12 protein-coding genes and 2 tRNA genes are annotated in these 23,358 nt (G+C 31.9%); 4 read left to right on the top strand and 10 right to left on the bottom strand.

Annotated elements, in window-relative coordinates; genetic code table 11:
• Nucleotides 1-6: 6 nt before the first annotated feature.
• Genes GCL57_RS07120 through GCL57_RS07110 form a run of 3 tightly spaced genes read right to left on the bottom strand, consistent with a single transcriptional unit; the run spans nt 7 to nt 13,479 of the window.
• Nucleotides 7-7,068, bottom strand: a complete 7,062-nt coding sequence (locus GCL57_RS07120; protein ID WP_152212664.1) for an FG-GAP-like repeat-containing protein — start codon at nt 7,066-7,068, stop codon at nt 7-9.
• Nucleotides 7,069-7,125: 57 nt separating this feature from the next.
• On the bottom strand, nt 7,126-11,199 hold the full coding sequence (locus GCL57_RS07115; RefSeq protein WP_152212663.1) for a hypothetical protein: 4,074 nt from the start codon (nt 11,197-11,199) through the stop codon (nt 7,126-7,128).
• A 57-nt stretch (nt 11,200-11,256) separates the two neighbouring features.
• Nucleotides 11,257-13,479 carry an RCC1 domain-containing protein gene (locus GCL57_RS07110; protein ID WP_152212662.1) on the bottom strand — a complete coding sequence of 741 codons (2,223 nt, stop codon included), beginning with the start codon at nt 13,477-13,479 and terminating at the stop codon, nt 11,257-11,259.
• Nucleotides 13,480-13,685: 206 nt separating this feature from the next.
• Here GCL57_RS07110 and GCL57_RS07105 point away from each other — a divergent pair, with 206 nt between their 5' ends.
• The 3 genes from GCL57_RS07105 to GCL57_RS07095 all read left to right on the top strand — a co-directional run bounded on the left by GCL57_RS07105 (nt 13,686) and on the right by GCL57_RS07095 (nt 16,591).
• A complete protein-coding gene (locus tag GCL57_RS07105) occupies nt 13,686-14,546 on the top strand; it encodes a phage tail protein (RefSeq protein ID WP_161597646.1) in 861 nt (286 codons plus the stop codon).
• Nucleotides 14,547-14,728: 182 nt separating this feature from the next.
• Nucleotides 14,729-15,583: a dihydropteroate synthase gene (gene folP / locus GCL57_RS07100; protein WP_152212660.1), complete on the top strand. Its 855-nt coding sequence runs from the start codon at nt 14,729-14,731 to the stop codon at nt 15,581-15,583.
• A gap of 51 nt (nt 15,584-15,634) precedes the next feature.
• Entirely contained in the window at nt 15,635-16,591 is a 957-nt protein-coding gene (locus tag GCL57_RS07095; protein WP_152212659.1) for an HAD family acid phosphatase, read from the top strand.
• A gap of 22 nt (nt 16,592-16,613) precedes the next feature.
• Here GCL57_RS07095 and GCL57_RS07090 read toward each other — a convergent pair.
• Both GCL57_RS07090 and GCL57_RS07085 read right to left on the bottom strand, forming a co-directional pair.
• Nucleotides 16,614-16,690 (bottom strand) — tRNA-Glu (locus GCL57_RS07090).
• A gap of 202 nt (nt 16,691-16,892) precedes the next feature.
• Nucleotides 16,893-16,968: transfer RNA gene (locus tag GCL57_RS07085), tRNA-Glu, on the bottom strand.
• A gap of 223 nt (nt 16,969-17,191) precedes the next feature.
• On the opposite strand from GCL57_RS07085, the gene GCL57_RS07080 reads away from it, so the two are divergent.
• On the top strand, nt 17,192-19,468 hold the full coding sequence (locus GCL57_RS07080; RefSeq protein ID WP_152212658.1) for an aconitate hydratase: 2,277 nt from the start codon (nt 17,192-17,194) through the stop codon (nt 19,466-19,468).
• 303 nt (nt 19,469-19,771) lie between these two features.
• Here the strand turns inward: GCL57_RS07080 and GCL57_RS07075 are convergent, their stop codons facing one another.
• From GCL57_RS07075 to GCL57_RS07055, 5 genes are read right to left on the bottom strand one after another with little or no spacing between them, the layout of a single operon-like run.
• Nucleotides 19,772-20,455 (bottom strand): hypothetical protein, encoded by a 684-nt coding sequence (locus tag GCL57_RS07075; protein WP_152212657.1) that lies wholly within the window; start codon nt 20,453-20,455, stop codon nt 19,772-19,774.
• Between the two features lie 17 nt (nt 20,456-20,472).
• On the bottom strand, nt 20,473-21,630 hold the full coding sequence (locus tag GCL57_RS07070; RefSeq protein WP_152212656.1) for an MFS transporter: 1,158 nt from the start codon (nt 21,628-21,630) through the stop codon (nt 20,473-20,475).
• Nucleotides 21,631-21,641: 11 nt separating this feature from the next.
• A complete protein-coding gene (locus tag GCL57_RS07065; RefSeq protein WP_152212655.1) occupies nt 21,642-22,127 on the bottom strand; it encodes a DUF2165 family protein in 486 nt (161 codons plus the stop codon).
• Nucleotides 22,128-22,139: 12 nt separating this feature from the next.
• Nucleotides 22,140-22,376 carry a hypothetical protein gene (locus GCL57_RS07060; protein WP_152212654.1) on the bottom strand — a complete coding sequence of 79 codons (237 nt, stop codon included), beginning with the start codon at nt 22,374-22,376 and terminating at the stop codon, nt 22,140-22,142.
• A gap of 14 nt (nt 22,377-22,390) precedes the next feature.
• A complete protein-coding gene (locus GCL57_RS07055) occupies nt 22,391-23,356 on the bottom strand; it encodes a ketoacyl-ACP synthase III (RefSeq protein WP_152212653.1) in 966 nt (321 codons plus the stop codon).
• Nucleotides 23,357-23,358 lie beyond the last annotated feature (2 nt).

The following is a 23,358-nucleotide window of genomic DNA, read 5'->3' as shown; positions in this document are numbered from 1 at the left end:
CTTTACTTATATATTATTCGATCTGTCATTTATTTTATGAGCTCTATCGCTATTCGTGTCTTTGTCATTTTTAGAACCTGTATTTGAATTTGTGCTTTTATTTAAATCCTTTTCGCAGGTATTATTTTTATCTTCTTTTTTATTGAAATCACGTCGCAGAATTCTTTCATCTTTAATACCTATTTTTAAGTTATATTCCTTTATAGCATCACTAAGTTTTCCTGTTACCTTCGTTTTTATATCAATAAAAAGTGTAAAGGGCAAATCAAATTTTTTTGCAACTAACAGTTCCATTTTAATTTGTGGTGTTAAACTCTGATAATTCGTATTTTTAACCTCAGCCACACCAATACCTTTTTTGGTATCAATAAAATCGGGTATTGTTCCCTTTTTATATCCTTGAAAATTAAATTTCTGGGTGTTTTTAATCAGGCCAAATTCACGAGCCACTTGCATTTCTGCACTGAGACCCTTTTTTCTATTATCATTTAGCATTTGAGATATATTTTTATCGGATCTTGGAAGACATTCAGCTTTAGCTGGAATTGCTGAGGATTTTGTCAATAATACTTTTTGGGGGTTAACGGCCGCATCTTCTGTTTTTACAATAGAGTTTTCTATTGAATTAATACTAACAGCAGCAGCTGCAACCGCAATGGTTTGAGCAACTTGATATGTCCGATATGCATTGTAAGCTTGATAACCTCTCCAAGCTGTTACGACAATTAATGGAATGACCTTGCCAGAAGGATCATTCATTAACACAGGATTATTCATAGAATATTGAAATAAATTGGCTTCAATTGGACTGTTGAATATTCTGTCTAAGTTTTGTCCAAAATGTAAATCTGGGGACAACCAAATACCACGGGCTGAGTCGAGGGTGCGAACTCCCATACTGCTTAGACCAGTGGAAGCAGAAAACTTTCCAGTGGCAAATACGCTTGAGCCACGCATACCTTGGGTTGCATTCGTGTTTGTTGAACCAAGAATTTCGAAGGATTTCATTTCCCAATTTTCACGTATGTTACTTTGCGCATTTTGGTAAAGAGAAATATCTTGTCTTTTATTTGATTTCTTAAAACTATTTAAATTTGAATTAGATAAAAGTGGAATTCCTCGTGCTAAACCAAATGGCTCACTTGCGTTGCGTTCTACAATTTTATGATTAAAAAGATCGATTACTTGTGAAACAGAGCCAACGTGATCTTTAATCACTAATTCTTTACGTGACAGCATATCGGCTGAACTTAAAGTTTCGGGACTTGCCGCATTCAAAGCTGGGTAGCGAGTGATAAGTCTTAAGGTTGCAAATGAACCTAAGTCTATATTTAAATGAATTTCGTCTCTTTCAAATGAGACACCATCTGCAACTTGGACATTGCGGGCAAGTTTATTTAATGTAACAGATGTATTTTTATTTTCATTGTTAAATAAATAATCTACTCCATCAAATTCAGCAAGTTGTCCACCTACAGCATCACTCATGCGGACATTTAAAAGTTCATTTCTTGTGACATTATTTTCATTGCCTTTCAGAGTTGCACTAAAGACTCCTGTCAATTGTCCTCGTCCATTCCAAATATATTGGTGCATGGGAATTTCTTCTTTGTTTTTCCAAGAAGAAGCTCTTGGGAGAGTTAAAGAATCACTCTTTAAAACAGCGAGAGTGGGTGCCACTCCAAATTTTCTAAAACCAATGCTGTCACTGGCAAACTTTTGAATAGCTGTTTCTTTACCATCTGTTGATAAGACGACTTGTAGCAGGCCAATTTGTCCAGAAGAACTATAAGAGTAGGAGTCAATTAACGAGTTCGTATTATTTGTAATGCGATCTTTTATAAAATGACCTGAGCGAATAACTTTATTTATTTTTCCGCCAACGGAGTATTCATAATTTATTCGACCCCAAGATGTGCCTTCGTTGCCTACACCTTGTGTTGTTGATAATCTTCCTTGAGAGTCATAGGAAAATACTGAATTCCCAGAAAGTGCCGCATTGGCAACTGTATTTCCAGTTAAATCTGTAGACGAAATTGGAAATAAGTCTTTGTCATATTGCCATTGACTATGAAACAATCCATTGTTTTGCTGTGATAAAGTGTCACATAATTCGCTGGGAGCCTTATTTTTATGTCCTGCCCAAAGAGCTAATGGAACTTCTTTGCGGTTGTGCCAACAAGTTTGTAATTCTAAATTATTTTCTAATTTTATTTTTTGAGCGTAACCTTGTGCATTGACATAAACATCTTGCAAAGGAACAGATTGGCCTTTCCCATTTAATAAAAAGCTTAATTTTTTAAGTTGACTTGTTCCTTCATTATAAAGAGAAGAGTAGCCTGTGAAATATTTATTTCCTAAGTTATTTAATTTTTCACGCGAAAAGCCGCCTCGTGTTCTTAACTGAACTAAATTCCCGACAAGGTCAGTCATGCGTTCAATTTGATATACACCCACACTTTTTTTATTTAAAATTTCATTTGCATTGTTGCCATTGACTCCTAAAAAGAGCTCTAAGTCTTCGGCAATGACTAAGCCTTCTCGATTGTAAGTGAGCAATCGTTTGCTTTCATTCCAACCCAGTTCACTTCGAGAAGAAATTAAAATTGAAGTGGGCATACCAATGTCTTGCGCACGGCTGTTTCGCTCCTTTGAACCAAATTCATATTTAATTGTTTCTTTAGAGTTTGTATTTTTCTCGCGGTCAAAACGTGTGTGCTCTTCTGTTTCAAGTTTTCCTCTATTATTATATTTATATTCTTTATATAGAACTGAAGAATTTAAAATATTACAATTTTCAGAATTAATTCCAACAGGACATAAAGCAGATTGTGCCAAACGGTCATAATTATCATAAAAATATCTTGTCAAACCTAAAGCATTGTTTGTTATGCTTTCCACTTGACCATTGTTTGCAAATGATTGCATTGCAAAAAGACCATCATTATTTGAAATCTGACTTATGCGACCAAATGCATCGTAATTGATATTTGTGATTAGAGTTTCTTGTGAAATATTACCGTTTGAATCAAGCCCTATTTGTTTAGATGAAACCTGACCAAGCTGATTAAATAATTTACGTGTTCTTCTTCCTTCAGGAGAAATTGCTTCTTCAAAATCGACACCTTGCACAAACCTTTGAACAATTCCTGCATCGAATTCTTCGCTTGCCACATTTCCATCGGAATAAAATGAAAAGATACTTTTAATTTTAAAATTCGAACTGTCTGGAAGTTTATTATTTAAAACATCATCAAAGCTTATTTCATTGTTTAAATAATTTGTGTGAATTTTTCCAAGTGAATTTATTTTTGATTTATTTACTAAAGAAAATCTTTTATCACCAATTTTTGCTGCAGAAAATAAAGCTTCATCTGTTCCTGAAAGCCATATTTTAGAGACCAAAGATAATTTTTCATTTTCATTATTGCGTCTGAAAATTGTAATGTGGCCTGGTGTTACTTTAGAGTTGATAAATTTTCCTAAGGTTGACTCTTTATAAGATTCTGCAGTTGGAATGATTGGTAAATCTTTATCGAATTTATTCCATTCTTTTATGGAATCTTCTAAACTCATGCTTGTATTTATTGTTAATGAAGGAAATTTATACTCATATCTTTCAAACTCAATGATTGAATTATTTAAAAGAGAAGCACTTGAAGAAATTGAAAATGTAGATTTAAACCAATTTAAAAGTGTATTCAAAGAATTTTGGTCAGTGTAATTGATATTGAGGGGTTTATCTCCTGCAAGATTTTTACCTGTACTTAAAATACGACCAAAGCCATCATAAGAAAATTGTGTGATACTTCCTTTAGAGTTATTTAGATTTGTAATAAAACCAAAATCATTATATTCAGCCGTTATTTTAATCTTATCTTGGTCTAAAATTGATTTTAAATTTGCATTGGTGGCGTCCCATTCGAAAAATGATTTTTCGCCGGTCGTTTTATTTACGCTTAATATTCTAGCATAATTGTCATATGTGGCAGAGGCTTGTAGTACCAATTCATTGTTTTGAGTAGAAGACCATTCTTCGATTGGAAGGCCTGTTAAGTTATTGTAGACAACTTTTTGAGTGGTTTGTTTAATGCTTCCAAGTGAAGATGAAATTTGCGTCTGCTCAATGTTGTCACAAAATAACTTTGGATTTTCTTGGTGTGACATAGGACAGAAATAATTGAAGGTCGTAACGAGATCATCGCCATTGAGTATGGGTGAATTGCTTTTTATTTTAGTCGTTAAACGGCCTTGTGCGTCATATATATTTGTAACCTTACCATATAAATTATTATAATTTAAATGACGATCACCATTTATAAATGTTTCATCTATCTCTCTTAATAATTGGGCTGGTTGAATTTTGGCATTTACTAAACTGCCTATTCCAGAAAGATGCAAGTCATTTAAATAATTGATAGCTAAATGACTTCTCTCCGTTGTGTAATTTTCTTGGGTATTGATTTTACCTGTTGCAAATGAAAGATCATTAAATGCTGCACCTGTTCTTTTATAATAATTGTATCCACTTAATTCAGCGCACCATTGAGTTTGAGAACCAAGTAAATTTGAATTAAAGCACTCTGCAGGAGCCCCTTTATAAAAAGATAATTTTTCTGAATTCAAGCGAAAATCAAGTTGAATTCCATAATTTTCTGATTCTGATTTTCGATAGCCTGATAAAAATCTCTGTTCTATTAATGTTCCTGCTTGAGTCGAATCTCCAACAGTTTGTTTTCTCATAAGAGAAAAACCTAAAAACTTTTTTAACTGACTGTCATATGTAGGAACTCTATATGCATAACGAGAAATTTGCATTGAATTAAAATAATCAGAAATTCCAACTTGTTTCAAAACAGGAATATTAACGGGCATGAGTGGTCTTTTATTTTCGAGATCACGTATCTCCGTGTCACTTTCATTGGCAATTGCTTCTTTATTTTCTAAGACCGATGAAGAGTAATTAAAACTTAAAAAGCGACCATCAGAAGTTACAACTGAATGCAATAAATTTGGAAATGATCTATTTGATAATTCAAAAATAAAATTGGTATAAGATGAATTGGCAGAAGCTATAATTTGTTGTTTTCCTGTGCCAGTAAACTGAACAACAGCCATGTTTAATGAATTAATGCTGGGGGCATTGTCAATGTATGTTTCGGTTAATGGTTTACCAATTCCATTATTTATTAAAAATCTTTTATTATTAATATAAATACTTGGTAAGCCTGTTCCCGTGAAATCACCTATAGCAATTTGACTTGCACCTGCAGATTTAATATTTGGAAAGTGTCCAAGCTCAATGCGTTCAAAAAACTCTCCCGTTCTTTCTCCTTTTGCAAGTCGACCATTGTTTAAATACAAGGTTAATTGTGTTCCTTTAACAATTAAAATATCAGGCAAACCATCTGCATTCCAATCGACAATTTGCGCATTCTCAGTTTTTACATTGCGCAAAAGATTGTCAGTTGGTATTCTTAATTTTTCTGCAATGATGTCATAGCGGTCAATTAGTTCAGTATATTTACCTAAGCCTTTATTAAATACAATATGTATACCTGTTGGACCTATGCAGAGAAGGTCACTTTTTCCATCACCAGTTAGGTCAACAATTTTCCAATTTTTAGGTTTGGCATCGCAGCTTCTTATTCTGTTAAGATCATCATTACGAAATCTTGCGACTCTTTCAAATATCATCGTTCCATTGTCATCAAATTTTCGATCATTAATAACAATAATTGGTATGCTATAGCTCTCATCTGCTGACATAAAAAAGTCCATGACGCCTGTGCCCATGAGATCTATAAATGATATATTTTTTAAACTTTTTAGGGTAGGACTTCGTACTTTCCCAGCAAATGAAATCAATTGTCTTTTGGTTTCTCTTAAGTTTGATGTATTATTTTCTAAGAATATTTGGCTTGGGTCAAATGAATGTAACCATAAACCATCGTCGCCCGCTTGAAACAAAGCTTGTGATGTACCTGTTCCTAATATATCTGCAAACTTTGTTTTGCCATCTTGAATTGGTTTGATAAAATGATCTTTTGATGAATTAATGGAATTATAGGTTTCTTTTAATGGAGAGTTTACGCCTCGATAGCTGAAGATTGTTTTTGGAAAAAGTTCATTTTGACTTGCTCCAGTTTCTTGAACTGAAGAAAGTCTTGGAAATGAATTAAAATTATTATCTTCATATGAAAATAAATAACTTCTTAAATTTTTGTTACTTTTTTGCACGGTTATTTTTTGCGTACGTGCCGGCATAAATTGAGCAAATCCATTAATAAACTGCGGATTTTTAAATGTATTTTCTTCGTATTGAATTTTTATATTTATGTCGTCAGCACTGATTTGCGTGAGCAAAGGTTTAGAAATAAATTCAAAAGAGTTTTTAAAGCCAAGTGCTTGTGAATTTAATTTTGGTTTATTATAGGTATAAATTATTTCTTGAGAACCTTGGAATGTCGCTCTTTTATTTAAATACCATTCAGTAGCCTGTCCATTTGTGTCTGTGATTTGAGAGTCGTAACTTGATCCAAAATGTAATATTTCTCCGTTTACATTATAAAAAATAAATCCATTTTCTCCGCATCGAACAATATTGCGGGCAGAATTTAAGTTACTTGCCCAAGTTCCATTGCCAAGTGATATAAGTCTTGAACCATTTAAATAAAGGTTATCTGCATTTGACTGGTTGCAAGTTTGATTTGAGAGATATTTAGTGTTTCCTCTTTTCAAATCAAGAGCAATTTTTGGAATATTGAATTTCCAAAATGCGCCAACTTCACCAAATGCTTCACTCGCAGAATAATGAACATTAAAATTTATATTTAATTGTCTGAGTGCTGGAGTTTGAATTAGAATATTGTAAGAAATTTCGCCAGAGTCCGACCCCGACCAGTCAAGAGAACGAGCACCAAATTTTCCTGGTGCACTAGGACGGGTGAGAGTTGGTGAAGAAAAAACTTCAGGGATTGCTGATTTTACTACAGAAATAGCCAAAAAAATACATGATATATTTATAATTTTTTTAGCTAAATCTTTAAATATTTTTTTATTTAGCATGACTTACCTGTTTTTTTAAGAAAAGCTTCAGCATTTGCTGAAGCTTTATAAGTGATTTTAATTTGAAATGATAAATTTAATAATTAGACCGGTGATGCGTGTTTTGCTTTCATCCGAAACATCTTCTTGTAATACTTTATCTGCCTGATGTGGCGCATAAACAAAGGTGTATTTACCTAAAAATGGAAAGCCAGAAAATGAATTTTTAATTGCTGTCTTTGCAAATACACAATCAGACGAATTTAAATTATCAGATTTTAAGCAATTTTTTATTTTGTTAGAGTGCATTAGCAATTTACTATTGTTAATTGAGCCATCAGAAATGAAACCAGTCAATGTTTGCCAGTAGACATCATTCTTTGAAGGTGAGCTTAAAAACACATCATTCTTTAATTTGTCTAACCAGATTAATGAAGTATATTTATTAATGTATGAATTATTGAACTCTCTGATTGGCAATTGAGTTGTTGAAACTGTGTTCGTTAAAAGGTTCTCGTTGATCTTGTAATTAAATAAATACGGAAAATTATTTCCCAATGTGCTGTAAAATATAGAATTTTGACTTGCATTTATTTCTGCTTTAAACTTATTGTATTTAGCCAATGTATAGCTAGAAATATCAGAATCACCATTATTATTTATAGATTTTATTGCAGAGTTTAATCCGTCATGCATTAAAAATGCAATATTTGATTCAGGTGAAAATGCTTCGTCTAGAAATTCTTTTTTATTTGGATTTTCTTGAATAATTTCGACTGAAATTCCCGTTATTTTTTTATTGTAATATTCATTACTAAATTCTTCGAGCAATAATTTTTTCTTAATTAGAAATTGATGGTCAATTGTGAAATTAGCTTTTCCATTTTTATTGAGTTCATCAATAAATTTATTATCAAACTCTATATCTGTGCTGTTTTCACTTATTAGACTATCAAGTCTAAGTTTGTTTGAAAGAATTTTTATATTATATTCTTTTTGATTGCTATGAGCTAAAGTGTTTTTAAAGGATAATTTTTCTTGGAGTATGACAATCTCTTTTAAGCAATTATTGGCATCATAAAATGAAGCTAAATAGCTGCATGTAGATTTTGTTTTTGAAATTTGATCTACAAATTGCGAGTATTTGATATTATTTATGTCACGTAAGTCATCTGGCATATTAAGTAATGTATACGTAGCTACCTTTATAGCATCTTTAGCTAATGAGTTAAGTATTTTTAATTTAGGAGTATCTGAAGAAAAACTATTTAAGTTTGGTGTGATTGATGTAATCAATGCCGAACTATTAACATGAGATACAAGTGTTTTATTGATGGTATCAATTGATGAATTTATACTATCTTTTTGTAATTTTAAAATATTATAGTTTTCTTCGGATATCTTTTCGCTTATTTTATTAGAGTTAAGAACTTTATTTTGATAAACTTGTTTGCTTAAAGCAACTTTTATGGCAAGGTTATTCAGTTTGTTTTTATTACTATCGTAAAAATAATTAATAGCTTCTTTGCTTTGGCTGCTGAGTGCCAATTGAACTGTTAAAGGTCTTATATTATCATCGATTCCTAAGTTATGTTCAAAGTTTTTAATCTGACTTTGTAAATTGTCAATTTGATTTTTTAACTCAAGCTTTTTCTCTGCATAATTATTTTCTATTTCAATTGTTTTATCTGATACATTAAATTTTGTATGCAGTCTTTGAATTTCTAATTGAGCAAGTGACAGTTCTGCATCAATTAGATTAGAGAATTTTGAAGCACGCGTATCTACTATATTTTGACAGAATTGTTGTGGATTTGCAAGCTGTGAACGGTTTTGATTGTTTATCCCAAGATGATTTTCTATATAAATCTTTTCTGTATGAAAGGATGCAATAGAGCTCACTTTATTCATATCCGTGTATAATAAATTGCTATATCCTTGATTGCTGCCTGTCCCTCTTTCTGACGCAAAGTATATTGTTTTAGAAGTATCTTGAGACATTTTATCGATTATTTTTGTCAAATCATCTATATTTTTTATTTCTATTTTTTTGCAAGAAAGTCCGCCTCTACTACCCCCATTTCCTTTCTCACTTTGCGTATTATTTTTTTTGTAAGTACATTTTTTTTCAAATCGAACTCCATCGAGCGGCTTTTGTAATACTTTATCAAACTCAGCATTTCTCAAATGTAATCTTGCTTCTGAAATCACTGCAGCTTGACATGTTGGCGGGATATTTTTGGGCAATTGTGTAAGAACTGTAAATATTTGTTTATTTATTTCTTTAATATCATCTGTAAATTTAAAATTTTGTGAAACTGAATCGATGTTACAGCCATTTTTGCCAATAATTTTTGTAACCGTATTTAAATGATTGACAAGTTTTGTACAATCATTTTTAAAATTATTTTTAACAGCTAAAAGTTTATTTTGAGAAAGTTTTAGAGATTCTCCTTGAACTGCTCCATTGCAATTGTTAACACCATTCTCTCCACATAACTCTTGTGTATATTTATTTAATGCTGCTTTTTTATCGCTTTGATAGTCGCTTAATGTTTTTTCTAAATTCTTTAATGTATTAACACTCGATAAAGTTGAAATATAAGTTAGAAACTGATTTTTTTGTTGAATTTCTGCCATTTCAATTTCGTCTTTTGTCGCTTCAAGTAATATTTTTGAGGCTGCTACCTGATTTTTATTAAATTCATTTTCAAGCATTCCTTTGTTTAAAGCGACTTTTGACTTTTCGAGTTCATATTTGAGAGGAATCAAGCTGTCTGATATTTCTTGCCTCTTATTTTCAAAATCTCTTGTTTGTAGCAAATTTATTTTAGAAATTCTTTCGTTAAGACTTGATAAACTGCTTTGAATATTTTCAAGTTGCTCTTGTAAACGTAAGGGGTTTAATGCAACTGGATTTATAAAGTTGTATGAATTTCCATTTAGATCAAGATAACTTTTTGCGAGTAAAGAATCTTTTGCAATTTCTGAGTCGCAGTTTGCTTCTTCCCAAAAATAATTTGCAAAGTGAGCGTCAGAACTTATTATTGAACTTTCCTTAGTATTTGTTGAACACACTAAGCGTTTAAGGTCAATTTTGAGAGCTTTTTCTTGAATCGTTTTTAACTCTGCACACATTGAAACGAACTGGACAGATGCGTAATTATTAATATTCCCATTACAGTTGTATGAGCTTAAAGCTAATTTTACATGTTCATTAGCGTTGAGTAAGTCGTTTGCAATGATAAATTTTAATGGCAGTTTTGTTTCGCTTGAATTTAATTCATAGAGTGTATTTTGCAAACTTTCGTTTGGTAGAGTAACAGGCATATCAAGTTCATTGGCAGAAGTGACTCCATTCCAGCGGTAAATTGCCCTTTCATAAAAACCAATGGCAGACATGGCATTGGCCATATTTAAAAGTTGTTCAACTTGTGCTTCATTAGATATATTTTTTCTTATATCAATTAAATATTTCTTTTCGCTTTCTGTTTTGCCTATGGAAATTTGTGTTACATTCTTTGCTAAATTCTTTTCTAATTTTAATAAATTGTGTGCAATTGAAGCAGACCGAATCATACCATTGAGTTTAGCAAAACGACTATTTTTAATAACTTCTTTCTCGTTCCAGTTTTCTTGCTCGGCAGGATCTTTTTTATTATCAATAGCCATTAAAGTTTCTTGATTGAATGGGGCAAGAGGGACTTTTTGTAAAGAATTCATAAGAATTGCATTGGCTAAATACAGTTCAGGATAATAACATGCATATGCATTGTTTTTATCTGTTTCATAAGATTTTGTGAGAGTGCTTATTTTGTTGAGAATACTCAAAATTGGTATAGTGGTATTTCCTGAGTGATTTAAGAGATCTTTATTATTATATTCATCAAATATATTTTTAAGATTTTTCTTGAATGTTTCATTATTGAGAGAGCAATTTTTTTCTCTCGTTTTAATGTCTTTAATTGATATTTCTGAACTTGTTCCATTGGAAAAAGTTGAGTTTGCTGCAAATGAACTCATTTCGCTTAAGCGCATTTCATTCAAGATTTCAGAATCTAAATAATTTATTTTTTGATTGGAACAGGAATAAAAGAAAAAGGTTGAAAAAGATAATGAAAAAAACACTCTATTAAACTTCGATGTTAACATTTTTTTTAATCCTTAAAAAAAAGTGCCTTATTATTTAAAAGGCACAAAAATTTATACTTATTGATTTCCCCAGCAGAAAACTGTTTTATCACTGGTAAGAATTCCACATGCTTTTTTGTTGCCAATGCTTATTGCATTGAATTTTTTGTTGCTTTGAACATGAATGGGAGCGTAAATTGCTTCGTATGGGTTGTCTGAGCTGATTATACCATTTAAATTATTTCCTAAACAAAATGCTTCATTATTTTTACTAATTAAACAAGTTGTACTTACATATGTATTTACAGAAATAAAATTTTTACTATTTGGTAATTCAACGGTTTTGCTAGATTTTCTTTTATGAGTTAGACCAATTTGTCCTTCACTGTTGTCTCCCCAACAAATAACTTTATTTTCATTTTCTGATGCATTTGCTTTCATTCCACAAAAGAAATTGTTACCGCCAGAAATACTTTTTAATTTAATATTTTTAATTTTTTGTGGTGTATTTTTAACTTGGCTGTAAAAACCTCCATTTCCTAATTCACCATATTTATTAATGCCAAAACAATATACGTCGTTTTCCGTTGAAACAGCACAAGTTGCATAATCACTTAATGCAATATCTTTAAATGAAACATTTGGTAAAATAACTTTATTATAGTGAAGTGTTTGAACGGTGCTCATAAAATTTCCATTGCCTAATTGTCCGGCACCATTATTGCCTGAACAGAATAAGCTTCCAGTTTGTTTGCTAATTGCACAGGAATGAGCGCTTCCAACTACAATTTTACTCATGGGTTCATTTAACTGTTCAACAATTTGTGGGTGAGTTCTTTTACTCATTTCAGACGTCTCAGGATTAGACCAGCAGTATGTATTGTGTGGAGATTCATTTGTGACTCCACAGGAGTGATAAATACCTACGCTCACTTGTGAAAAAGATTGTGAACTTGCCCAAGGCGTTACAAGTGGTGCATTCCACGGATTTGCAAAATGACCAGAAAGTCCATCTTCTAAATTAGAACAAAATGCGCGTGTGTTATAAGAACTTATTCCGCAAATATAATTACTTCCCATGCTCAAACTTGAATAAGTGTTTTTTTGTATAAAACCAAAGCACTGAAGTTCATTATTTTGTGTTACGATACACGTTGATCTTGCATTGCCTGCGATTGATTTAACTTTTACTTCTGTAGATGGCATAAGCTTTTTAGGCTTATAATGAGAATAATATGTAAATCCACTTAACGATGTAATTGGCTCTGCTCCGCTTTCAGGTTCTCCACCTAATTGACCGTATGTATTGTCGCCAAAACAATATGGAATATTTTCAGTTGTGATTGCACAAGTAGAATTATCAGTGAGTGCGAGTGATTTAAATTTTAGATTTTGGAAATTTGAATCATTCAAGCTAATAACTGGATGCGGGGTTGTCAGATACGAGGTGTTTTTTGGATCATATGAAAGTTGACCAAAATTATTATTACCCCAGCATTCGAGTTTTTTTTCGGTTGTAATTGCACAAATATGTGTTTTACCTGCTGCAAGACTTATGTAGTTTTTATAACTTATTTTAGTTAAATAAATGACATCATGTGCATCTTTACCGTTTCCATGTTGTCCATATTTATTGTCACCTACACAGTAAATATTTCCATATTTTTCTGTGCCATTCATTCCCTCAAAGCTAAGTGAGCACATAAAATAATCACCTGAACTGATTGCAAAAAACTTTTTACTATTAGGAATTTTTCTAGGAATATTTGAGGCAAGATAAGTTATAAAATTAGAGTTTGGTATTTGGTTGTGCATATTCGTGCCCCAACCCCATATGTCTCCATCTTTGTCAACTACGTATGTGTTAGCTTGTGAAGTTGATATAGAAATAATTTCTTTTTGAAAATTAACTTTTGAAGGTTCTTTGATATAAGTGTTATTATTCTCAATTCCTATTTGTCCACTTTTATTGAAACCCCAACAATAGAGTGAAGAATCAATATTTGATATTGCACATGTATGGCGTTCACCCATTGATATAAGTTTATATTTTCCAGATATTGAAAACTGTTGTGGCGGAAGGCGTGTTTTATCGTAATATAAATTAAAGCAAGCAGTTTCATTACTGTTACTTTTTATAGCGCAAAGTTTTTCATTATTTATTGAAATGCTTTGGAAAGTTCCACTTTCATTCCAAATAACGCTTCTTTTTCCACGTGAAAAACTTTCTGCATGTGTAGAAAGAATTATTAGACTAGATGTCATAAAAAATAATGAAAAATAAAGCATTTTTATTTTCATTTATAAACTCCTTAAAATTGAGCAAAATATAGACATAAAAACATTAATATTACACAAAAAACAAATTTAATATATATAATTAAGTATAAAAATCAATAAATAAAAAATAATTATTTTATATTGACATGTTTTATAAAAATAATTTAATAAGTGCTTTGATATTTGTAAGTTCTTTTTTTAAACCAAAATTTATACTTGAGGTTAAAATGAAAAATATATTTTCAAAAATGATGTTAATTTCAGCATTTTCTTTTTCTACCTTTACACATGCACAAAATAGTGAAGAAATTAATTATGAAATTGCAAGTATTGATGATAGAATGCGTGCAATTGAATTAGAAATCATGAAACAAAGACAACCAATAATTCCTACAGGCTCTGTTTTAACTTTTGCAAGTAGTAATTTTCCAAAAGGATATTTTTTATGTGATGGACGTGAATTAAATCGCATTCAATATGCTAGGTTATTTGAAGTTATTGGAACAAGTCATGGGGATGGAGATGGTTCCACTACGTTTAATATTCCTGATTATCGTGGTTTATTTTTACGAGGAGTGAGTTATGCGGAAATTAATGCTCCAGTCGCTTCTACTCGTAATGCTATGAGAAAGGGAGGAAATACAGGAGAACGAGTGGGTTCTATTCAAGACACTGCTAATTTGAGCCATGCCCATCAACCGGGTGGTTTTTGGATTTCTGATATTAATTTGACTGTAGAAGGGACTGCTCTTCCAAAAGCAAGAGAGTTGACATTTTTTACCGAAAATAGTGGTGAACATGTGCATAGTCTCGATGATGCATATTATTCTGTTCAGCAACTAAATAAGCCAAATAATTTGCCTGGAAGTGGTAATAGAGATTTTAATAATAGCGTTTTAACTCGCAAAATAAACACCCAAAGTTCGGGTAAGCATAATCATAAAGTTGTTTTAAAACTCCCTGATTACAACCTTAAATTTAATAGAGCAGTTGCAAATAAACCATTTATTGCAGGCTGGAGTGCAAACTCTGGTATTGGAGAATCTCGCCCTAAAAATGCTTATGTTAACTTCATAATCAAATACTAATATTTGATATTTTTCATCATAAAAGTAGATAAAACAATAGTTAAAAAAAGAAATAAAAGTCAAATAAATATTTTTGCTTATAAAAGTATATTTGATTTTTATTTCTTTTTTTTGTATTTACTTAAATATTCCTGCCAGTATTTAGGCTTGAATTATGTTAAAAATATATTTTAGGATATTAAATGAATTTAACAGGTGCTGAAAAACTTAATAATTTGTGTTCAGAGCATAAAAATATTTGGATGGGAATTGTCAATTTAACCCCTGATAGCTTTAGTGATGGGGGTAAGTATATTGATAATAAATGTGCTTTATCACGTATTGATAGTTTGGTAGAAGCAGGTGCAAAAATTCTTGATTTTGGAGGGGCTTCGAGTCGTCCAAATGCCGCTTATGTGAATCCTGAAGAAGAGTTAAAGCGTGTGTACGGGGCCATTGTAGAAGCAAGAAAAAGAATTCCTGCCAACGTTCTTATCAGTCTTGACACTTATTCACCTATTGTCGCTCATAAACTTGCTCAGGAAGGCTTAATAGACATTGTAAATGATATATTTTCAGGGTTACGAATTGAAAACGTCATGGGAGTTATGTGTTCTACTGCACATGTGGCCGCTCAATATAATCTTGGCTATATTATTATGCATATGCAGGGAACACCTAAAGATATGCAAGTAAATCCTGTTTATAACAGTTGCATTGCTGAAGTGACCACATTTTTGCAGGAAAGAATTCAATATGCTGAGCAATGTGGGGTGAAGACAATTGCAATCGATCCGGGTATAGGTTTTGGAAAATCGCTTGAAAATAATTTAGAGTTGCTTTCGCAGGAAGGCATTGATTCTCTTTTGAATCTTAAAAAAGCAGTTTTAATTGGTCTGTCACGTAAGACTTTTTTAGGAAAACTTTATCCTGAGCTGGTAGAGCCTTTTTCTCGCGATCATGTAAGTAAACAATTTGAAATTAAATGTCTTGAATTTGGAGCAAAAATAATTCGCTCGCATATTCTGCCAAGTGAGTTAAATTTAAATATAGAATGATATAAAATAAAATGAGCTTTGAATGATTATTTAAAATTAGGAATAAAAATAATGGATACAAATGAATTGTGGCATCTTTTGCAGACACAAATGGATACAATTAAAAAAGAATCCGATTCGACCCATCATCCCATTCTTGAAAAAGCATTACAATCTCTTAAAGAAACAATTAAAACTTATTTAAGTGAGCAAGTCACAGCTGGGTTGCCCCACCCTCACCCACGCAGTCGTATTTATCGTTCTGAGCCAAAATCTTGGGATATTTATGACAGATCTTCTCAAGAAATTTTAGATTTAATTTTGAAAAAAACTAAAAATTCTAAAAGGAAACCAGCATGTGTTTTTGATTTAGATGGCACTTTATTTGATGTGGGTTATAGAACTCTTGGTATTTTAAATGAATGGCTTGCGTCTGAAGCTTCGCATCATTTTGATAAAAGGCTCTTACAAAAAATTGCAAAATTAAATTACAGTCATATTGGTTACAGTTTGTCACATGCTTTTGAAAATTCGGGTTTTGATTTAAGAAATCAAGAAATGATGAGTGTCTTTTCAGCTGTCGAAAGATTTTGGAAGAGAAAATTTTTTGATGGCAATACTTTAGTAAAATATGATAAATTAATGAACAATGCAGATATTTTTGTAAATGAATTAAATAAAAATGATATCGCTATTTTTTATTTAACAGGTAGATATTCACATTCAATGCTGAAGGGCACTGAACAACAGTTGCAAAATTTTAATTTTCCTTTTGAAAAAAATAAATTAATATTAAAACATAATCCACATGCTGATGATCAAATTTTTAAAGCAGAGCAAATTAGAAACATAGCGGAAGAATACGATATTGTCGGTAATTTTGAAAATGAGTATCTAAATATTGCTTTTATGTCGCTTGAAGCCAAAGATGCTATTAATGTTATTGTTGATTCTCAACATTCGGGCAGAGCAACACCTTCGCTAGATATGCCAATTTATAGAATTTCTCATTTTAATATTATTGAATAGAAAATTAAAAATTTAATTTTCGTGGTGACCCTTAAGGGATTTGAACCCATGTCGCCACCGTGAAAGGGTGGTGTCCTGGACCTGCTAGACGAAAGGGTCATAAGCATAAATATCATATCTAGCAAAAACATTTTTTAATAACAACTTGTGTGCAAAAGCAAATCCAAGTGGAAGTAGTTTTTTTCCAAAGAGGTTTCTTTTTTAAGGTCAAGAAAGAAGATTTTTATTAGAATCAATTTTAAATTTTAAGCAATAAAAAAAGCCAACCGATGTGGTTGGCTTTTTTTAAGTTAGGAAAATATGGTGACCCTAACCGGATTCGAACCGGTGTTACCGCCGTGAAAGGGCGGTGTCCTAGGCCTCTAGACGATAGGGCCATTTCTTCCGTGAAAAGGTAGGTATTCTTTCGCAAGAAAAGAGTCAAGCAGTTTTGAAATTTTTTTTTTGCTTTTGCCAGTTCCTTAGAGATATTGAGTTTTTTTATGGGTCGGAAAAAATTTTTGCTTCACACTTTGTTCCAATGTTGCCGAGAAGATCATAGCAATAGAAGAGAAGCATGTGCGGCATGCCCTTTTCTTGTGTTTTTGATGGAGGTTTTTTATGGTGCAAGATCTTGATATGATGAAAAAAGTGTATGCAAACTTTAAATCAAATGTGGACTCTGCGCGTAAACTGCTTGGGCGGCCAATGACGTTCACAGAAAAAATTCTTTATGCTCACCTCAAACCAGCAAATGGTGGTCAAGGAACGGAGCTAAAAATTTTTGGAAGAGGGCAAGACTACGTTGACTTTTTCCCTGACCGTGTTGCTATGCAAGATGCAACTGCTCAAATGGCTCTCTTGCAGTTTATGTCAGCCGGTATTCCAAAAGTGGCCGTGCCTTCTACTGTTCACTGTGACCACCTTATTCAAGCGGAAATCAATGCGGCAACAGATCTTGCAACCGCAAACCGCGACAATGCGGAAGTCTATGAATTCTTAGCAAATGTTTCTAGAAAATACGGTATTGGCTTTTGGAAACCAGGAGCAGGAATTATTCACCAAGTTGTACTTGAAAACTATGCATTTCCAGGCGGAATGATGATTGGTACAGACTCACACACACCAAATGCAGGTGGCCTTGGCATGATTGCTATCGGTGTGGGTGGTGCAGATGCCGTTGACGTTATGGCGGGTATTCCATGGGAACTCAAATTTCCAAAACTTATTGGTGTAAAACTCACAGGTAAGCTCAAAGGTTGGTCTTCTCCAAAAGATGTTATTTTAAAGCTTGCCGGAATTCTCACTGTAAAAGGTGGTACAGGCGCTATTGTTGAGTATTTCGGTGCAGGTACAGAATCACTTTCTTGTACTGGTAAAGGAACAATTTGTAATATGGGTGCCGAAATTGGAGCCACAACCTCCTTATTTCCTTATGACTCCCGTATGTCTGATTATCTTAAAAAGACAGAAAGAACTGAAATTGCAAAAATGGCTGATGGCGTAGCGGATTGCTTAAAAGCAGACGTAGAAGTCGAAAAGAATCCTGAAAAATTCTATGATCAAGTTATCACTATAGATTTAGACACGCTCGAACCACATATCAATGGTCCATTCACTCCAGACCTTGCAACTCCTATTTCTGAGTTTGCAAAAGCTGTTAAACAAAACGGCTGGCCCGAAAAATTGAGTGCAGCCCTTATTGGTTCTTGCACAAACTCTTCTTACGAAGACATTGACCGTGTGACTGCAGTTGCAAAACAGGCTTTGGGGCAAGGGGCAAAGGCAAAATGTGAGTTTTTAATCACCCCTGGTAGTGAGCAAGTGCGTGCAACCATTGAACGTGATGGACAACTTGGCGTGCTCTCTCAAATGGGTGCAAATGTTATGGCCAATGCCTGTGGACCTTGCATTGGGCAATGGAAGCGCCATGGGGCTCTTGAGAAAAACTCTATTATTACAAGTTTTAATCGTAACTTTACAGCACGTAACGACGGAAATCCAAAGACACATGCCTTTGTCGCATCTCCTGAAACTGTTATTGGTTTTGCTCTTACAGGCGATTTAAGTATCGATTTTACAAAAGAGCCAATCACCAATGATAAAGGTGAGAAAATCATGCTTCAACCACCTAAAGGTCTTGATCTTCCAGACAAAGGCTTTGTGAAGGATGAGCATGGTTATATTGAGCCAGAAAAAGATGGTTCAAAAGTCTCTGTCAGCATCAATCCACAGAGCGATCGTTTGCAAGCTCTCAACCCTTTTAGTGCACCAAACGTGAACTCTGATTTTATGGGTCTTCGTTTGCTCATTAAAGCAAAAGGCAAATGTACGACAGACCATATTTCTATGGCTGGAAGTTGGTTAAAATTCCGTGGACACTTAGATAATATTTCTAACAACCTTCTTATTGGGGCAATCAATTCTTTTAACGGTGAGCCAAATAAGGTTAAAAATCAAACATCTGGAACTCATGGAGCTGTTCCAGCAACAGCTCGCGATTACAAAGCCAAAGGGATTGGTTGGATTGTGGTTGGTGAAGAAAATTATGGTGAAGGCAGCTCTCGTGAGCATGCAGCGCTTGAACCTCGTCACCTTGGTGGCAAAGCAATTATTGTAAAAAGCTTTGCACGTATTCACGAAACAAACCTTAAAAAGCAAGGTATGTTACCTTTAATATTCGCCACTCCTGCTGATTACGAAAAAATTCGTGAAGACGACACATTCGCTTTAAATCCAAAAGATCTTGCACCGGGCAAACAGCTCACTTTAACTGTGAAGCATACTGATGGTAAGACTGAAGAAATTCTGTTGAATCATACCTTTAATGATCAACAAATCGGTTGGTTTAAAGCAGGCAGCGCGTTGAACTTAATTGCGGCATCTAGTAAAAAGTGATCTAATAGAGATATGAATGATCTCATGAGCACACCTATTTAAAAAGTAGGTGTGTTTTTTATTTTTAAAAAATATCAACTGACATGTCCTTGTTTTATATAAAAATTTTTAGTATCTTTAAGTTCAGAGAACTTCAATTTTTTAAAGATTGTTACTTTATATAAAATAAATGATATGAGAAGAAGAATGCAGCCAAAAACTATCAGAGCTGTTTTTATGCCAAATCTCTCAACTAGAAAGCCAGGAGCTAGTTTAAACTATATTTAAGGTTTACAGTTATGGGAGCTTCAATTTTGAGCAACACTATGTTTTGAGATCAGCGACGTTATTATTTACTAACCAACTATCATGCAACCATTTTTCCGTTTTGCGATGTCCAGGGAAAGAAATCCAAACAATGTCTCTTTCAAATATTATAACTTTATGATTAGTACCTACTATAACCCAAAACCATTTTTTATCTTTTGTATTCTGCATTTTCACTTTCATACCTGAAATTGTTAAATTAGCTATTTTTTTATAATCCATGGTTTGGATTTGTTCATCATGCTTGTCAATCCAACTTATTTTAAAGGAAGAGAGAAGATCTGGAGCGTGTTCATTTAAAAACTTCATTGCTATTTCTTCTGCTTCTTTACTAGAGGGTAAATTACCCGTAGTTAAAGAAGTATCCATTTGAGTAAATCCTTTTAAGTATCCTTTTTTACTAATAAGCAAGCTAAAATGTTCTCCCTTAACACCAGAATTGATGCCATCGGAGCGTTCATAGCGAATAAGCTCAGCATTTTCATTATCACTTTTGACATTTATTTGCTTAACTTTTTTAGTAAATTTTTTTGGAATTTGAATATTCAATTTGTTTTGGCTTTGCTCTGGAATTTGGTTCATAAATTTTTCTTTCTCATTTACACTTTGTGCTGAAGAATATTTCATTAAAATTAAGGTTATAAAAAATAAAGATAAAAATTTGATAAATTTAAAATGCATTTAATATATTTCCTTATTTATGTCACAGGAAAAGAAATTCTAAATTTTAATTTTTTTGATAAAATCATAACAATTATGCCTATTATAATAAAAGAAATCGGGACTATATTTAATACTATTAATCCAAACTTTGAAAAATAATGTGCACTCAAAGGAGCGATGCTTGCACCTAAAAATAACATAAAGCTATAAATTGAAAGCGCAAATCCTCTATTTTGTATGTTAGATCTTCCTGCAATGGTTGCAATTAAACTTGGAGTTGTTATTGAAACTCCAGCAGTTAAAATCGCGCTTGCAATGAATAAATTTATTTCAGAATTAAATATTCCTAATACAAATGCCAATAAAGTTATTATTAATCCAATTTGTGTTGCAAAATATGAACCAAATTTATGTATTAGAGGAGAAGCTGAAAATGCAAAAAGGAGCGTCGGTAAACCAGCAAAACGGAGAAATTGCATATTTATACCCAGATCAGCACCCAAAGTCTGCATACCAGCATGAAATGAAACAAAACTAAATAAAACTGTCGAAGCAATAAACCATGACACTAAAATAGATGGATCTTTTAATAAAGACAAAAACTGATTTTTTAAATTAAATTCTTTCTTTTTTAATGGTAATACATGCTTTGGAGCAATTAATAATAATCCTAAAGCACCTGCTAAATAAAAAGGGACAAATACTAACATTGTTTCGGTAATATTTAAGCCAAGCCAAGTTGTAAAAAGCTGAATAACAGGTGCTGAAGCAAGAAATGATAGGCTTATTAACGAAATTCCAATTGGGCGTTTTTTAATTTCGAGTGTTTCTGTGACTAGTGATAAAGCTACCGGAGGAAAAGATGAAGCTACGAAACCTTGAATAGCCCTTGCAATTAGCAAAAATGTGAAATTTGGAGATAAGCTTACAATAAAAGTTGTTAGTGATAAGAGACAAAGTCCTGAAACCAAAATTGTTTTTCTTCCATACTTGTCTGATAGAGAGCCTAACATTAAAAATCCAGCGGCATATGAAAATCCAAAAATAGAACTAACGAGCGTTGCATCTGAAGTTGTTACATTAAATTGAGATGAAATATTTGAACTTATGGAAATTGGCACATATAATTGTCCAACTACCAATAATGCACACCCCATTAAAATTATCATAAGTAAATAATGGATCATTTTCATTATTAAGTACCTTAATTATAATTAATTAGTAAAAAAATTAAAATTGAAACTTTTAAGAGATTAAAGTGCATTTGTTGATATTGTGGTGTTTTAATCCAATATCCAAAATATAAACCTCCACAAATAAAGAAAATCCACATTGAAGTAAATAATAGAAGTGAAATATTCATTGATTTAATTGCTAACAATATATATTCATTACTTATTGAGATAGAAAATAAAAAGAATAGAGCTGATGTAAGCATAAAAATACTGGTTAAAAATTGATACAATGTGATGAGAAGAAGAGCTCTTTTAGCAAACGATTTAGAGTGTATTGAGCGTTTTGTTAAAGCTTGACTAATGCTTCTGTCATTCTTTATTTCACTCATTGAAAACATGTTAAAAAGAATATTATAATTTGTGCTTTTATCTTTTAAATTATTCAAAAATATTATAAAAATCCAGCAACTTATTCCAAAATAAACGCAAAATTTAAAATAGTAGAAATAATTCATTACTACTCCTAGTTATAATTTGTTAATTGATTTAATTGCTATTGTGTTAAAATATTCAAATAAATCTTTAAATTTTTTTAACATTTCTAGATTCTCTGGTTTTTCATTAATACAAAAATTTTCAGATAATAAGACCATGATAGAAATAGTATTTAATGAATCCCACTCTATTTCTTCTTCATATATCTCTGTGGTAATGTCTTTTTCAAATATATTTAATACGGTATTAATTAAATAGTTATTTTCCATATAAAATCCTTTCATTAAAAATCGATAACAGATAGTGAATATGAGTAGCCAATTCCAAATCCAACCAAAATAATTTTATTTCCTCTTTTTATTGTTTTATTTTTAATAAATTCTGAAAAAACAATTGGGATGCTAGATGAAACGGTATTTCCATGTTCACTCATAAAACATAAAAATTTATCATTTGGTATTTTTAACTTATTTTTTAATGAATCTAGCATAAATTTATTTGCTTGATGAAATATGAAAAAATCAATTTCATTAATATCTATGTTATTATCAGAAATCAATTTTTTAAACATCTCTGGAACTGTATTTATTGCAAAATGAAAAACTTCAGGACCATTCATGTAAAAATACTTATAATTACTTTCATTTGATTTCATTCCTCCTTTATATGAAATTAAGTTTTTTAAACCTGATCCATTTGTTCCATATAAAAATAGAGGCATTTTTTGGTATTTAGCTTGTCTATTAATTAAAACAGCTGCAGCTCCATCTCCAAAAATTGTTCTTGTAGCATGATCATTTGGTTCTAAATGTTTTGAATAAGTTTCAGACGTTATTAATAATATTTTTTCAGCTTGCTTCGTTTCAATTAGACCTTTAGCAACTCCAAGAGAATATATGAATCCTGAACATCCTTGATTAATATCAATTGCTCCGCACCAATTGTTTAAGCCTAAATTTTGATGAACAATACATGCTGTTGTTGGCATTAAATAATCTGGAGATTGTGTACATAAAATGAGATAATCAATCTCCTTTCTATTAATATTATTTTCTAAAAAAAGCGATTCACACGCTTCTGTAGCAAGATCAGATGAATATTCATTTTTATTCGAAATTTTTCTATTATTTATTCCTGTTTTTTGGAAAATTTTTTCAGGAGTATAATTTTTAAAAATTTCAGATGCGCTATAATTATTGAAATTATTTTTTGGTAAATAATAGCTAATACAATCAATATTTGCATACATAT

Source organism: Fluviispira multicolorata (assembly GCF_009208585.1).
Lineage (GTDB): Bacteria > Bdellovibrionota_B > Oligoflexia > Silvanigrellales > Silvanigrellaceae > Silvanigrella > Silvanigrella multicolorata.
This window is presented reverse-complemented; position numbering and strand designations above follow the sequence as displayed.